General features: G+C 57.8%; 13 protein-coding genes, 1 tRNA gene and 1 pseudogene. 9 read left to right on the top strand and 6 right to left on the bottom strand.

The window, feature by feature from the left end; translation table 11 throughout:
* The 4 genes from NW818_RS04075 to NW818_RS04090 form a co-directional block, all read right to left on the bottom strand.
* Positions 1 to 487 (bottom strand): ABC transporter ATP-binding protein (locus NW818_RS04075; RefSeq protein WP_414423898.1); only part of this gene is annotated, 487 nt, incomplete at its 3' end.
* Between the two features lie 71 nt (positions 488 to 558).
* Complete coding sequence (locus NW818_RS04080) at positions 559 to 2,556, bottom strand: nitrate ABC transporter ATP-binding protein (RefSeq protein WP_414423899.1); 1,998 nt, start codon at positions 2,554 to 2,556, stop codon at positions 559 to 561.
* 68 nt (positions 2,557 to 2,624) lie between these two features.
* Entirely contained in the window at positions 2,625 to 3,452 is an 828-nt protein-coding gene (gene ntrB / locus NW818_RS04085) for a nitrate ABC transporter permease (protein WP_414344145.1), read from the bottom strand.
* Between the two features lie 522 nt (positions 3,453 to 3,974).
* Positions 3,975 to 5,285 (bottom strand): CmpA/NrtA family ABC transporter substrate-binding protein, encoded by a 1,311-nt coding sequence (locus tag NW818_RS04090; RefSeq protein ID WP_414423900.1) that lies wholly within the window; start codon positions 5,283 to 5,285, stop codon positions 3,975 to 3,977.
* 204 nt (positions 5,286 to 5,489) lie between these two features.
* On the opposite strand from NW818_RS04090, the gene NW818_RS04095 reads away from it, so the two are divergent.
* The 8 genes from NW818_RS04095 (at position 5,490) to NW818_RS04130 (ending at position 11,840) form a co-directional block, all read left to right on the top strand.
* On the top strand, positions 5,490 to 6,587 hold the full coding sequence (locus tag NW818_RS04095) for a tocopherol cyclase family protein (RefSeq protein WP_414423901.1): 1,098 nt from the start codon (positions 5,490 to 5,492) through the stop codon (positions 6,585 to 6,587).
* A gap of 175 nt (positions 6,588 to 6,762) precedes the next feature.
* Positions 6,763 to 6,836: transfer RNA gene (locus NW818_RS04100), tRNA-Arg, on the top strand.
* A gap of 118 nt (positions 6,837 to 6,954) precedes the next feature.
* A complete protein-coding gene (locus NW818_RS04105; RefSeq protein WP_011432255.1) occupies positions 6,955 to 9,429 on the top strand; it encodes an ATP-dependent Clp protease ATP-binding subunit in 2,475 nt (824 codons plus the stop codon).
* Positions 9,430 to 9,556: 127 nt separating this feature from the next.
* Entirely contained in the window at positions 9,557 to 10,192 is a 636-nt protein-coding gene (locus tag NW818_RS04110) for an ATP-dependent Clp protease proteolytic subunit (RefSeq protein ID WP_414349574.1), read from the top strand.
* Positions 10,193 to 10,209: 17 nt separating this feature from the next.
* On the top strand, positions 10,210 to 10,485 hold the full coding sequence (locus NW818_RS04115; protein WP_041436231.1) for a hypothetical protein: 276 nt from the start codon (positions 10,210 to 10,212) through the stop codon (positions 10,483 to 10,485).
* Positions 10,482 to 10,871, top strand: coding sequence for a Uma2 family endonuclease (locus tag NW818_RS04120; protein ID WP_414423902.1), 390 nt, complete (start codon positions 10,482 to 10,484; stop codon positions 10,869 to 10,871). Before NW818_RS04115 ends, NW818_RS04120 begins: the two co-directional genes overlap by 4 nt.
* Positions 10,819 to 11,430: an ATP-dependent Clp protease proteolytic subunit gene (locus NW818_RS04125; protein WP_011432257.1), complete on the top strand. Its 612-nt coding sequence runs from the start codon at positions 10,819 to 10,821 to the stop codon at positions 11,428 to 11,430. Before NW818_RS04120 ends, NW818_RS04125 begins: the two co-directional genes overlap by 53 nt.
* Before the next feature lie 107 nt (positions 11,431 to 11,537).
* Positions 11,538 to 11,840, top strand: a complete 303-nt coding sequence (locus NW818_RS04130) for a hypothetical protein (protein ID WP_414423903.1) — start codon at positions 11,538 to 11,540, stop codon at positions 11,838 to 11,840.
* Between the two features lie 4 nt (positions 11,841 to 11,844).
* Here the strand turns inward: NW818_RS04130 and NW818_RS04135 are convergent, their stop codons facing one another.
* Entirely contained in the window at positions 11,845 to 12,432 is a 588-nt protein-coding gene (locus NW818_RS04135; protein WP_414423904.1) for a chromophore lyase CpcT/CpeT, read from the bottom strand.
* Positions 12,433 to 12,440: 8 nt separating this feature from the next.
* On the opposite strand from NW818_RS04135, the gene NW818_RS04140 reads away from it, so the two are divergent.
* Positions 12,441 to 13,835, top strand: coding sequence for a malic enzyme-like NAD(P)-binding protein (locus tag NW818_RS04140; RefSeq protein WP_414374233.1), 1,395 nt, complete (start codon positions 12,441 to 12,443; stop codon positions 13,833 to 13,835).
* Positions 13,836 to 13,935: 100 nt separating this feature from the next.
* Here NW818_RS04140 and NW818_RS04145 read toward each other — a convergent pair.
* A pseudogene (locus NW818_RS04145) lies at positions 13,936 to 14,174 on the bottom strand (CRISPR-associated protein); the annotation flags it as partial.

A 14,174-nucleotide genomic window follows, 5' to 3' on the forward strand; every position in this document is an offset into this window, starting at 1 on the left:
CAATGGCTACCCGCTGTTTCATCCCTCCCGAAATTTGCGAGGGATATTTCTGAGCGGCTTCCCCCAGCCCCACCAAATCCAAATGTTCTTCCACAATTCGATGCTTTTCCGACTGGCTCTTTTGGGGAAATACCGACCGAACGGCCAAATAAACATTTTCATAAACCGTGAGCCAAGGCAACAGGGCATACCCTTGAAACACTACCATGCGCTCCGGGCCAGGAGCTGTAATCGGCTGCCCTTTCAGCTTCACCGAGCCACTGGTGGGCTGGGCAAATCCGGAAACCATATTCAGCAGGGTGGTTTTGCCACAGCCGGAATGCCCAACCAAGCAGACAAACTCTCCCTCGTTCACACTGAGGTTGATATCTCGCAAGACGGGATAATCCCCCTTGGGAGTTGAGTAGGTCTTGCTGACATTCTCAAGGCTTAGGTAGGGTTCTGCGGCTACGTTCGCTGGGGTAGAGGTTGTCAAGAGGGCAGTCATCGTAGGGTGCTCCAACTCATGATTTTCTCACAACGGGGAATGTGCTTTTGCAAGGGCGCCCAAGTGGGTATCTAGAGCAACACAGGACGACGATCTAAGGCAACCTCGGCTACATAAATATCGTGCTTAATCGCCAAACTGTTGAGGTAGGCCAGGGGATCCTCACCATTAAAGGGGATCCCATCGAACAACTGAATGGGCTGCCTTTGGTAGGAGACATCCAGTCCCAGCTCGCGGGCTGCCGTGCTGAACACCCCCACCTGACATACCCGCTCCACGATCTCCACCCAGTTGCGGGGGAAGGGCAGATCCCCCCAGCGGGCCATTTGGGTCATCATCCACAGATGCTCGGTGCGGCTGGGACGGTTGCCGGCTCCGAGAAAGAAGCGGTGGTGGGCATATTCCCGCATCGGCCTGTCCAAGTCACAGATTAGGCGCTGGGGATCCCCCAGATGAATGTAGGATGGGTCGGTGCTCAGGTAGGCGCGGCGGCTGAGCAGCTCGCGAATCTCGTCGTGATGGGCCGGGTCTTCACAGTAGCGGCAGGCTTCCAACAGCGCTTTGACCAAGGCAATGTGGGTGTTGGGGTAGGCTCTGGCCCAATCTTCTCGCACCCCCAACACTTTGCCGGGATGGCCCAGCCAAATCTCCAGATCTGTAGCCACCGTAAAGCCACTGCCCTCTAAGGCTGCCCGCAAATTCCAGGGCTCTCCCACACAGTACCCATCGATGTTGCCGGCTGTTAGGTTGGCCACCATCTGGGCCGGAGGCAGCGTTTTCAGCACCACGTCATGATCCGGGTGGATCCCACCGGCTGCCAGCCAGTAGCGCAACAGCAAATTGTGCATAGAGCTGGGATGCACCACCCCAAAGGTAAGCCGACGGCTGGGACTATCCAGGATGTAAGCCTTCAACTGGCTGAGGGTGTGGATCCCTTGCTCGTAGAACCGCTTATGCAAGGTGATGGCATTGCCGTTGCGGGTCAAGGTGAGGGCAGTAACCACCGGCTGAGGCGGGTTATCCCCTCCGCCCAAAGACATCCACACCGGCATACCGGCGGGCATTTGGGCCGCATCCAGATAACCTCCCTGAATGCCGTCTTGGATCCCTCGCCAACTGGTTTCCCGCACCAAGTTCACTTCTTCCAAGCCGTGTTTGGCAAAGAACCCTTTTTCTTTGGCCACAGCCAACGGAGCGCAGGCAGTGAGGGGCACAAAGCCGATCTCCAAGTTGATCTTTTCCAAGCCATGCCTGGCCACCACAGTGCTGCGGCGAGCACGCCATTGCTTGATGCGTTTTTGTTGGTTCAAAAAGTAGATGATCTCGCTGCGGTAGCTGTAGTAGCTGGGATGGTTGACCACCTCCAGCCGACGGCGGGGCCGAGGAATGTCAATGGTTAAAATGTTCCCAATTCGGGATCCCGGCCCATTGGTGAGCATGACCACACGATCTGACAGAAGAACCGCTTCGTCCACATCGTGGGTGACCATGAGAGTGGTCATCTGATGTTCTTCACAGATGCGCATTAACTGCTCTTGCAAGTTCCCCCGCGTGAGCGCGTCCAAAGCGCCAAACGGCTCATCCAACAACAACACTTTGGGCCGCAAAGCCAGGGCACGGGCAATGGCCACCCGCTGCTTCATACCCCCGGACAATTGGGCTGGGAGCTTATCTGCTGCGTGGCGCAAGCCCACCAGATCAATGTGCTCTTCCACGATCTGCTGACGCTCCGCCGGAGAATGGTTTTTAAGAACGGCATTCACCGCTAGCGCAATGTTTTGCCGAACCGTTAGCCAAGGCAAAAGCGAGTAATGCTGAAACACCACCATGCGATCGGGGCCGGGAGCGGTGATGGTATGCCCATCCAAAGCCACGATCCCCCCCGTAGGCAAAGACAGCCCCGCCACCATGTTCAATAGGGTGGATTTGCCACAGCCGGAGTGGCCGATTAAGGAGACAAACTCCCCTCGATGGATTTGCAGATCGATCCCTTTCAGAGCAAGGTATTCCTGCCCTCCGGGCAGAGCAAAAGATTTTTCCACCTGCTCCACACTGACCAATACAGACACAGAAAACCTCCCAACCTATCACCCGTCTAGCCTCAAACCAACCACATACTGACAACACATCCAACACATCATTGGTTGGCTATCTTGTTTTGCAAAACAGACATCAGGCGATCCAAAAGCAATCCCACCGCTCCGATGTAGATGACGGCAACGATGATCTCCGTAACGTAGTTCTGCTGGTAGGCATCCCAGATGAAAAAGCCGATCCCCGGCACACCCGACATCACAATCTCTGCGGCAATAATGGCCAGCCAAGATAGGCCAATACCAATGCGCAGACCTGTGAACATGTAGGGCAGGGCTGAGGGCAGCAACACCTTAAAAAAGAAGTCCACTTTGGAGAGCTTGAGCACTTTGGAGACGTTGATGTAGTCTTCCGGGATCTGTCTCACCCCCACAGCCGTGTTGATGAGAATGGGCCAAATTGAGGTAATAAAAATAACGAACAGGGCAGCCGGCTCATTGCGTTGCAGAGCAGCCAAAGATATGGGCACCCAAGCCAAGGGAGCTACCATGCGCAAAAATTGGAAAATGGGATCCAAAGCTCGGTTGATCCACACACTGCTTCCCACCAAAATGCCCAACGTGATGCCCACCAAAGCGGCACTGCAATAGCCGATGGCCACCCTTTGTAGGCTGGCCAAGGTTTGGCGCAGCAGCCCTTGGTCGAGGTCGCTGTTGCGGTACAAAGGATGCAGGATCAGATATCGGCTGCGCTCATCCATCCACACATCCCAGGGCCCCGGCAGCCGAATAAGGTTGGCACTGGCCAAGAGCTGCCAGATGAGCAGGAATCCAACAATACCCACCACAGGGGGGAGAATCTGATCTCGGTACTTCGCCAAATCGAGCTTCGCCGTTGCAGATTTTGCCGGAGAAGAAAGTGTTGTCGTCATAGCTCCTAGAGGAGGATAGGGTTTTACAAGGTTCTCTGTTGTCGCGCTCTCAGAACATTCCAGCCGCAGGGTTCTACAACGTGTTGGAAACAGAGCATGAACTGGGATTGGCCTTGCCTTTTCGTTGGATGGGCAAACACAGGGATTGCAAACTCAACAAAACTCTCACGACAATCAGAAAACTCAGGATTCCTACGGCTATTGAAAGGATGAGCTTGTCCCAGCGGGGCTGGGCCGGCCTCTCAAAAGGAGGATCCCTGAAGAGTTCGCGCGGAACGTGAAGTAGAGCCAACATAGCCGATCCTCAACATGGCATTTAAAGTTATTCAAAAAGTGCGAGGCTCATAGCATCCATCAACTTTCCATCGTTTGGGCAGAAAGCTCGGCACCGCTTTTTTCGACCTCGTGGGATCCCACAGGTAGGCAGGATCCCTGTCGCGCGAGAGATTCGAACAAGGAAACGGTAAGCCATGGACTTCCTGCGAAAGAAGGTGAGGAACTTGGCCCAATCAAGCTATTCAGCTAGACCCTTTTGATTTTCAGGCTGTTCAGGTAAGCCTGCGGATCCTGTGGGTCAAACACCACACCGTCAAAGAAACGCTCTGTTCCCCGCGAGGTGTTGTTGGGGATGTTCTTCACCCCCAGCGCCTGGGCGGCCTCACGCCAGAGATCTTCACGGTTCACTTCATCCACCAGACGACGGGCAGTATCCAGATCGGGAAGGAAGCGAGCGTGGAAGCCCCAACGCAAGGATTCCGTCAGGAACCAAAGGTCATGGCTCTTATAGGGGTAAGAGACGCTGCCCCGGCCATCTTCCCAGTACAAGGGCCCGGCATTGAAATCTTGAACAGCTGGCTTGCCGTCTCCCAATTCGTAGTTGCCTTGAAAGGGAGGGGTGAGAACTTCAACCGGCACATTCAGGTAGGCACGCCCTGAGAGAATGCGTGTCAGTTCTTCTCGGTTGGCCGGATCGTCGCACCATTGCTGCGCTTCCATCACCGCCATCAAAGTGGCTTTTGTGGCCCTGGGGTTTTGCTCTACCCAATCGGCGCGAATGGCCAAGTATTCTTCGGGGTGAAAGGGCCAAATCTGTTGGGTAAGGGCCGCCATAAACCCGATCCCATCGGCCACAATCCGGTAGGGCCAGGGATCCCCGGTGCTAAAAGCATCCATGGTGCCATTGCGCATTCCCTGCACCGTTTCGGCAGAGGGAACCGCCAACAGGTCGATGTCTTGATCCGGATCTACCCCCCCAGCAGCAAACCAGTAACGGATCCAAAAATCTTGATTGACGTTGGGGAAGGTATGAGCGGCCCTGAATTTGCGTTGGTTGCTGGCGCTGAAATTTTTGATGTAATCCGCGGCTCCCGAGATATCCAGCCCCAAACCCTTGCCAGCATGCATTCCGGCAATGGCAATCCCGTTGCCTTGGGTGATCAACTGACACAGAACTGCCATGCGCACCGGCTGATTGTTGGTGATGGCGCCAATGTGGATCATGTGAGGCATCGGCATCTGCCACTGGCCACCGTCGATTCCCCCACCCGCTGAGCCGATGACCACGTTGTCACGGGCTGCCGGCCAACTGGCCTGCTTCAAAACCTCTACACCGGTCATGCCATGTTTGTCGAAAAAGCCCTTTTCCTTGGCGATGATCAGGGGGGCAGACTCCACAATCGGTATAAAGCCTAACCTGAGATTGGGGGTTTCTGGGCCGCTGGCCTGGGCAACCCAGTAGCCTGTGCTGGCCCGTGCTAAGCTGCCACTCACGAGTCCACCCACGGTGGCCGCACCCGCAGACAGCAAAAAGTTACGACGTGACGTCATGCTCACCTCATCGAAAGGATATGTGAAGGCAAGATGGAAGCTTTCCGGTTCAAGTCGCCTGACCCACGGATTTCCTTGGTGAAATCTCAAGAAATCCTTAAATCTCAGCTTGGTTGATATCCTAAGGGCAAATAAATATAGAAACAATACAATTATTATTTTGGTAAGCATAGACTTCCGTTTATCATTGTTGCGATGGCTTAGGTCTCAATGGCGTTTCCTCCAACGGCGGCTTGCTCTGGGCAAAACAACTCAACAGATTGGGGATCCCTGCCCCATGCCGGCTACCACTGGGATGGCTGCACAGAGCGGTTTTTTGAGGGTTGGTATAGCCGGGTAACGTTGCCCGGGGATCCGCCCATCAGCTTTGCCTTCATGTACGCCATCGATCCCAAGCGCGGGGGCATGGCGCAGGTGTTGGGGCCGGAGGAGGAGTTGCATTGGCGCACCTTCCCCAATCCCCGCCGCTTTTGGGCCAGCTCAACCCATCTGGCCTTGGGGCACTCAGGGATCCCAGGCCCCGGCTGTCGCGGCCTTCAGGATCCCTTCACCTTCTTCCAGCGCACCGCCAGTGGCTACCAATACACCGCCCACCTTAACCAGGGGATTTTGCCGGATCCCTTGGGCTCTGAGCCCATTCGCTGGCTTTACCGCATTCAGCCTCGTTTTGCCTATGGGATCCCACCCCAAGCCACCATGGGGATAGGGTCTTTCCTGCCCATCTTCGAGCCGGGCTGGCAGATTCTCATGAGCCACGGCTTGGCCACCGGCTGGGTGGAGTGGAGAGGCAGGCGCTATGAATTTCAGCAGGCTCCTGCCTATGCCGAAAAAAATTGGGGCCAAAACTTTCCTCGCCGCTGGTTTTGGATCCAGTGCAACGCCTTTCCCCAGCATCCCGGTCTCAGCCTCACCTGTGCCGGAGCTGAGCGGCAGGTGCTCACCCGCCCCGAAGAAGTGGCCCTGATCAGCTTGCATGGGTGGGGATCCCAGCCCTTTTTGGAATGGCGGCCTGGGCAAGCTCATCTGACTTGGCAAGTGGATCCCTGGGGATCTTGGCGAATCCGGGGAGAGAGCGCCCTCTGGTGTATTCGGCTGGAAGGGCACACGGGACGGCCTGGCCAAACTGTATTCACTCCTGGCCCAGAAGGGATGCAGCGCAACTGTCGGGATACCCTATCAGGGCATCTGCACCTACAGCTTTGGCAGCGCAACGGCCAAGTCTGGACGCCGGTGATCAAGGCCACCAGCCCCCAAGCTGGCCTCGAAGTGGGGGGAGAAGTCCGGCAACCTTGGCAAGGGCAATGTTAACGCTGGCGGATATCTACACCCCCGTTGAACTTTCCAAAAAACGCTCTTGTGCTAGAATGCCTAAGCCACATTGATAGATGTCCATCTCTGTCTCTGGATAGTACTGGATAGTATCTGAGTAACTATGGACAGATAGTATGGACAGACAGTCAACCGTGGTTGGCCCGCCCCTTTTGCGCCTGTAGCTCAGTGGACTAGAGCACGTGGCTACGGACCACGGTGTCGGGAGTTCAAATCTCTCCAGGCGCGTTTTGGCCCCAGACAGCTTCCGTCTGGGGTATTTACCGTCCCTTGGTTTCGCCAGAACTTGTGCTAGGATTACCCCTATCAAGTCCGCCTTGATGCAGGCGTAGGGAGCCCGAGGATCATGTTTGAACGCTTTACAGAAAAAGCCATCAAGGTGATCATGCTGGCCCAAGAAGAAGCCAGACGGTTAGGTCACAATTTCGTTGGCACCGAGCAAATTTTGTTGGGGTTAATCGGCGAGGGCACTGGGGTCGCCGCCAAAGTTCTCAAGTCCATGGGAGTGAACTTGAAGGACGCCCGCATTGAAGTCGAGAAAATCATCGGTCGGGGATCCGGTTTTGTGGCCGTCGAGATCCCTTTCACTCCCCGCGCCAAGCGAGTGCTGGAACTCTCCCTAGAAGAGGCCCGCCAGCTCGGCCACAACTACATCGGCACTGAGCACCTGCTCCTGGGCCTAATCCGAGAAGGGGAAGGGGTGGCAGCCCGCGTCTTGGAAAACCTGGGGGTGGATCTGTCCAAGGTGCGCACCCAGGTGATCCGCATGTTGGGCGAGACTGCCGAAGTGACGGCAGGGGGGGGATCCTCCAGCCGCACCAAAACGCCCACCCTGGACGAATTCGGCTCCAACCTAACTCAACTGGCCCAGGAGGGCAAGCTGGATCCGGTGGTCGGTCGGACGCGGGAGATCGAGCGGGTGATCCAGATCTTGGGCCGCCGCACCAAGAACAACCCCGTCCTCATTGGCGAGCCAGGGGTGGGCAAAACTGCCATTGCCGAAGGCTTGGCCCAGCGCATTGTGCAGGGGGATGTGCCCGATATTTTGGCCGACAAGCGGGTGATCAGCCTGGATATTGGTTTGCTGGTGGCCGGCACCAAGTACCGCGGCGAGTTTGAAGAGCGCCTCAAGAAAATCATGGATGAGATCCGCAATGCCGGCAACATCATCCTGGTCATCGACGAGGTACATACCCTGATCGGGGCCGGGGCTGCGGAAGGGGCGATTGATGCCGCCAACATCCTCAAGCCTGCTTTGGCCCGCGGCGAGCTGCAGTGCATCGGCGCCACCACCCTGGATGAGTACCGCAAGCACATCGAGCGGGATGCTGCTCTGGAGCGCCGCTTCCAGCCCATTATGGTAGGCGAGCCGACGGTCTCCGAGACCATCGAGATCCTGTTTGGCTTGCGGGAGCGCTACGAGCAGCACCACAAGCTGAAGATCTCCGATGCCGCCTTGGATGCGGCAGCCAAGCTGGCCGACCAGTACATCTCCGACCGGTTCTTGCCAGATAAGGCCATCGATTTGATCGACGAGGCTGCTTCGCGGGTGCGCCTGATCAACTCTCAACTGCCCCCGGCGGCCCGGGAGCTGGATCAAGAGTTGCGGCGAGTGCTCAAGGAGAAAGACGCTGCGGTGCGGGCCCAGAACTTCGACAAGGCTGGTGAGCTGCGGGATCGGGAGATGGAGATCAAGCAGCAGATCCGCGCCATTGCCGCTGCTAAGAAGGCGGAAGAAAGCAGCCGCAGCGAGATGCCCGAAGTAACCGAAGAGGACGTGGCCCAAGTGGTCAGTGCCTGGACGGGGGTGCCGGTGGCCAAGCTGACGGAAAGCGAGTCGGTGAAGTTGCTGAACATGGAAGAAACCCTGCACCAGCGCATCATCGGCCAAGACGAAGCGGTGCGGGCCATCTCCCGGGCCATCCGCCGCGCTCGGGTGGGGCTGAAAAATCCCAACCGCCCCATCGCCAGCTTCATCTTCTCCGGCCCAACAGGGGTGGGCAAAACCGAGCTGACCAAGGCTTTGGCAGCCTACTTCTTCGGCTCCGAGTCAGCCATGATCCGCCTCGACATGTCGGAATACATGGAGCGGCACACGGTCAGCAAGCTGATCGGATCCCCGCCGGGCTATGTGGGCTACAACGAGGGGGGTCAGCTCACAGAAGCGGTGCGGCGTCGCCCCTACACGGTGGTGCTTTTCGATGAGATCGAGAAGGCGCACCCGGATGTGTTTAACCTATTGCTGCAAATCCTGGAGGATGGCCGCCTGACCGATGCCAAAGGCCGCACGGTGGACTTCAAGAACACCCTGATCGTGATGACCTCCAACATCGGCTCGAAGGTCATCGAGAAGGGCGGCGGCAGCCTCGGCTTCGAGTTCAACACCAACGACGAGGATGCCAACTACAACCGCATCCGCAACCTGGTGAACGAGGAGCTGAAGCAGTACTTCCGTCCGGAGTTCCTCAACCGCGTGGACGAGATCATCGTCTTCCGGCAACTGACCAAGGATGAGGTGAAGCAGATTGCCGACATCCTGCTCAAGGAAGTGTTTGACCGCATGACGGAGAAGAAAATCCGCCTTACGGTCAGCGACCGCTTCAAAGACTTGGTGGTGGAGGAGGGGTATAACCCCAGCTACGGGGCACGCCCGCTGCGCCGCGCCATCCAACGCCTGCTGGAAGACATCCTGGCGGAAGAGATCCTGACTGGGCATGTCCGGGAGGGATCGGAGGTGCTCATCGATGTGGATGAGGAGCGCAAGCCCAAGGTGTTGGTCACGGAGCCGGAGCGGGTTCTCTTGCCTCAAGGGGCGGAGTAAAGCTGGCTTTGAGAGGTCCTCAGACTGCAAGGGATCCGTTGGGATGCTGCGGATCCCTTGTGGTCCTCAAGTGTTGTTTTTCTGGTGTTTTTCAGTTGAACAGACCCAGGCGTAGGAGATCTCTGGCATGGTGCAATCGACCTACTACTACTATGGCGGCGCTCCGGTTCGTACCCCACCTCCGGATTTGGCTTCGCTGCTGCTGCAGGAGCGCATTGTCTACCTGGGCTTGCCCCTTGCGGAAGAGTCGAATGCCAACGTCACCAAGCTGATCATCGAGCAACTGCTGTATTTGCAGTACGAGGATCGGGAGAAGCCGATCAAGATGTACATCAACTCGACGGGCACCTATAACTACGACACGGCAGCGTTTGCCATCTTGGACACCATGAACTACATCAAGCCGCCTGTGCATACTATCTGCATCGGCAATGCGATTGGGATGGCGGCCATGTTGTTGGCTGCAGGGGCCAAGGGATTTCGGGCCAGTTTGCCCAATGCCACGATCGTGCTCCATCAACCCTACGGTGGCACCCGCGGACAGGCCAGCGACATTGAAATTCGCACCCGCGAGATTCTGACTTTGCGCAACATGATGCTGGAGCAACTGTCCCGCAGCACGGGCCAGCCTATGGAGCGCATCAAGAAGGACACGGAGCGGCTATTTTTCATGACACCAGAGGAAGCCAAAGCCTACGGCCTCATCGATCAGGTGCTGACCAGTTCCAAAGGCGTGCCGAAGTTGGCAACAGCCAAAAACTGAAGCAGAGGGATCCGTCCATGGTTCAAGTTCCCGTACAGCCTTTAACGGCGGAGGAGTACCTCCACCTCACGGACTGGCCTTATGGAGGACGGATTGAACTTGAAGACGGGTCTATTCGGGAAGTGCCAACCGAGGAGCGCATCAACACCCTCATTGAGCTGTTTCTGGTTGCGGAATTGCTCAAGTTTTTGCCCATCCAACGCCTGAGCTTGGGCCAAGTTGAGGTCGAAGTGCCCGCAGCCAAGGCTCGGTTGCGCAATCCAGAGGTGATGGCTTTGCATCCCGCTATGTGAGCTTGCTGGGAAACGGTCGCGGAACCATTCGGCTGCCCATGCCCCCGCCGCTGCTGGTGGAGGAGGTGGTTTGCCCCGGAGTGGACCATGAAAAACGCGATGATCAAGACAAGCCCAAAGATTATGCTGCCCGTGGGATCCCGGAATACTGGATTGTGGATCCAGCCAAGCAGTCCGTTTCCGCGGTGCGCTGGGTTGGCGGAGAATACGAAGGCGAGGTCAAAACTGGATCTGGACGCATTGTTTCCTCGGTTTTGCCCCAGCTGGATTTGAGCGCGGAAGATATCTTACAAGCGCGTCGTTCTGTGTTTCATACTTTGCCAGGAGAAACTTATGCCGATTGGAGTGCCTCGGGTTCCCTACCGTTTGCCCGGCGAGCCCTATAGCCAGTGGATTAGCCTTGACGATCGCCTGTACCAAGAGCGGATTTTGTTTATCGGCGAGCCCATTGACGATAGCTTGGCCAATACCATCGTGGGGGTGATGCTCTACCTCAACTCGCAGGATCCGCAAAAGGACATTGTGATGTACATCAATTCTCCCGGTGGCTCTGTGACGGCGGGCATGGCCATCTACGACACCATGAACCACATCAAGCCAGATATCGTTACGGTTTGCGTGGGCCAAGCAGCTTCAATGGGAGCCTTTTTGTTGGCTGCTGGCACCAAGGGCAAGCGGTTTGCCCTGCCCCACTCCCGCATCATGCTGCACCAGCCTTCGCTGGGCACGATCCAAGGCCAAGCCAGCGACATTGAAATTCGCGCCCGCGAAACTCTGCGAGTCAAACGACGCATGAACGAGATCTTGGCGCAAACCACCGGCCAACCGCTGGAGAAAATCGAGCGGGATGTGGAGCGAGACTTTTACCTCTCGGCCACGGAAGCTCAGGCTTACGGCATCGTGGATCGGGTGATCCAAGAGCGCTCGGAAGCCATGGCCAGCTAAAGGGATCCCCCCCTTTCCCCCAGCAACAGGTCGAGGGGTTGGGAAAGGTTGGGAGGGATCCCTTCAAGGGGTGGAGTTCAGTGGACAACGCTAGGAGAACCGGTCGGATGGGCCAACGGCTCTGGAGTGCAGGACTGGGCTGCTGCGCGGGTCTGCTGCTGCTTTGGCCGGAAGCTTGGGCACTGCCCCCTGCCGATGAGATCCCGGAAGAGGTGCTGCGGGCGCAGCCAGATTTGCGGGCTCGCTCTCCGGTCGATAATCAGCCCCTCACCGCCGACGAAGCTCTAGAACTCCAGGAAGCCTTGGCAGCTCGGCCCGAAACCGGATCTGTCTCTCCAGAGGTGGAGCGGCTGATCTTTTTGCTCAGGCTGCGCAAAGGGTTTCGAGATCTGTTTCCCTTCCTGTTTTGAAGGTTCAGACCTGAAGAGGAGCCGGTGGGATCCCTTTTTGGTAACGGTAGGGTCCGGCGCGGGATCCCCAGGTTTGTTGGCCAGTGGCGGCGTCAAAGCCCCGATCCCAGGTGATGAATTCGCTGGGGGTGAGGTCGAACTCGATGTGGATATAGGTGCTATCCCCGGGGTTCAGACGACATTCTCCACCTGGCAGCATTTCGCCGTGGTAGCAGTCTGGGCGCTTTTCCACCAAAATGCGACAACCGGGCAAATGCTCCAGGTCGGCCAAGGAGAGCTGCGCCAAGCGCTGCGGATCCTGAGAGGCACCTGCCCAAGCTGCTTGATCCCGCAATTTGTAGTTCTCGATCCGCAAGGGATCCCCCAATACCTGGAGCACCCGGCTGCGATAAAACTGGCCCGGCGTGTGCTGGTTAAATTGCTCGGTAAAAAAGCCGATCCCCTCCGAGAACAGGTGGGGAAGGCGCACGTACCAAAGGCTGACCGGCACAAACCACACCGGCTCTGCCATCGCCTGGGCGCGGTTGCTGTAGTAACCCTCCAGCCAGTTGGCCAGGGTGTGCAAGTCGGAAGCGGATTTTTCGTCTACCATAGGGAGCTATGACAAAACTTACCCCCAGCTCCAGCTATAGCATTGCCCTGCGCATTCGCCTGCTCAACCAGCCGGGAGCCCTAGCCCGCGTCACCCAGGCCATTGCGGAAGTGGGAGGCAGCCTCAGCCAGATCGATCTCATCCACCAATCGGCAGCAGAAACGGTGCGAGAAATCTGTGTAGATGCCGTCAGCAGCGAGCATGCTCAGCAAATTTACGCCGCCGTTGCCTCCTTGGCCAATGTGAAGGTGGAGCGGGTGGTGGACCGCACCTTTGAGCTGCACCGCGGGGGAAAGCTGCAGGTGGTGGCCAAAAGCCCCCTGGAGAGCGCCGCCGATCTGGCCATGGCCTACACGCCGGGGGTGGGGCGGGTTTCCCTAGAAATTGCTGCCAACCCCGCCGCGGTCTATGAGTACACCATCAAGGGCAACAGTGTAGGCATTGTAACCGATGGCAGTGCGGTGCTGGGCTTGGGGAATGTCGGCCCGGAGGCAGCTTTGCCGGTGATGGAGGGGAAGGCGGCCCTGTTCAAGCGCTTTGCCGATATCGATGCCTTTCCTCTGTGCCTGGCCACTCAGGAGGTGGGGGAAATTGTAGAGACGGTGGTGCGCCTGGCGCCGGGATTTGGCGGCTTTAACCTGGAAGACATCAGCGCCCCTCGCTGCTTTGCCATTGAGTCTCAGCTCAAGGCCCGCCTCAACCTGCCGGTGTTTCACGACGATCAGCACGGCACCGCCATTGTGGTGCTGGCGGCGCTGCTGAATGCCCTGAAAGTGGTGAAAAAGAGCCTAGACGAGGTGCGCATTGTCCTCAACGGGGCCGGGGCAGCCGGCATTGCCGTGACGCAACTGCTGCGGCGGGCCGGGGCAGCCCACATCCTGGTCTGCGACCGCCAAGGGATCCTCAGCCGCTCCCGTTCCGATCTCACCCCCGAGAAGGCGGCCATTGCCGTCGAGGAGAAGGGATCCCTGGCGGAAGCCTTGGTGGGAGCGGATGTGTTTATTGGGGTGAGCGTGGCCAATGCCCTGACAGTGGAGATGGTAGAAAAAATGGCACCGGATCCCATCGTCTTTGCCCTGGCCAACCCGGTGCCCGAGATCCAGCCGGAGCTGGTGGGCAATCGGGTGGCAGTGATGGCCACGGGCCGCAGCGACTACCCCAACCAAATCAACAACGTGCTGGCCTTTCCGGGCGTGTTTCGCGGCGCCCTCGACTGCCGCGCCAAGCAGATCAACACCGAGATGTGCCTGGCTGCCGCTCAAGCCATTGCTGCCTTGATCCCACCTGAGGATTTGGATCCCCAGTGGATCATCCCCTCGGTCTTCGACGGGCGGGTGGTTCCTCAGGTGGCCGCTGCGGTAATCCAGGCTGCCCGCCAAACCGGCGTGGCCGGGATCCCTTGAGGGCTACCTAGGGCACCAGGTGACAAGCCACAAAATGCCCCGCGCTCACCTCGCGAAAGGCCGGGGGTGGATCTTGGCCTGTTCCTTCCCTGGGGGGAACTCACACCAGACGACCCAAGCGCTCCCGCAACTCAGCGGCGGCCTGCTCCAGGTGCTCAGGGGTGTAACCGGTGGTCTCTACCCTGACAGCAAGGTGGGTGTCCTGGCTCTGGTGGAGATGGATCCACAAGATGTGGCGGCCGTCCTCTGTTTTGCGGTTTGCAGCTTTGACGCTGTTTTTGGGGGCAGAGTAAGCGTGCGGGTCGTAGCGGACCAGATCCACCCAGGGAATGTCTCGCA

It is taken from the genome of Synechococcus sp. R6-5, assembly GCF_047461775.1.
Classification (GTDB): domain Bacteria; phylum Cyanobacteriota; class Cyanobacteriia; order Thermostichales; family Thermostichaceae; genus Thermostichus.

Coding starts and splice junctions, on each gene's coding strand:
- NW818_RS04115 (WP_041436231.1), top strand. CDS start 10,210: ATGGTTCAAGTTCCCGTACAGCCTTTAACGGCGGAGGAGTACCTCCAC.
- NW818_RS04125 (WP_011432257.1), top strand. CDS start 10,819: ATGCCGATTGGAGTGCCTCGGGTTCCCTACCGTTTGCCCGGCGAGCCC.
- NW818_RS04095 (WP_414423901.1), top strand. CDS start 5,490: ATGGCGTTTCCTCCAACGGCGGCTTGCTCTGGGCAAAACAACTCAACA.
- NW818_RS04140 (WP_414374233.1), top strand. CDS start 12,441: ATGACAAAACTTACCCCCAGCTCCAGCTATAGCATTGCCCTGCGCATT.
- ntrB (WP_414344145.1), bottom strand. CDS start 3,452: ATGACGACAACACTTTCTTCTCCGGCAAAATCTGCAACGGCGAAGCTC.
- NW818_RS04135 (WP_414423904.1), bottom strand. CDS start 12,432: ATGGTAGACGAAAAATCCGCTTCCGACTTGCACACCCTGGCCAACTGG.
- NW818_RS04110 (WP_414349574.1), top strand. CDS start 9,557: ATGGTGCAATCGACCTACTACTACTATGGCGGCGCTCCGGTTCGTACC.
- NW818_RS04130 (WP_414423903.1), top strand. CDS start 11,538: ATGGGCCAACGGCTCTGGAGTGCAGGACTGGGCTGCTGCGCGGGTCTG.
- NW818_RS04105 (WP_011432255.1), top strand. CDS start 6,955: ATGTTTGAACGCTTTACAGAAAAAGCCATCAAGGTGATCATGCTGGCC.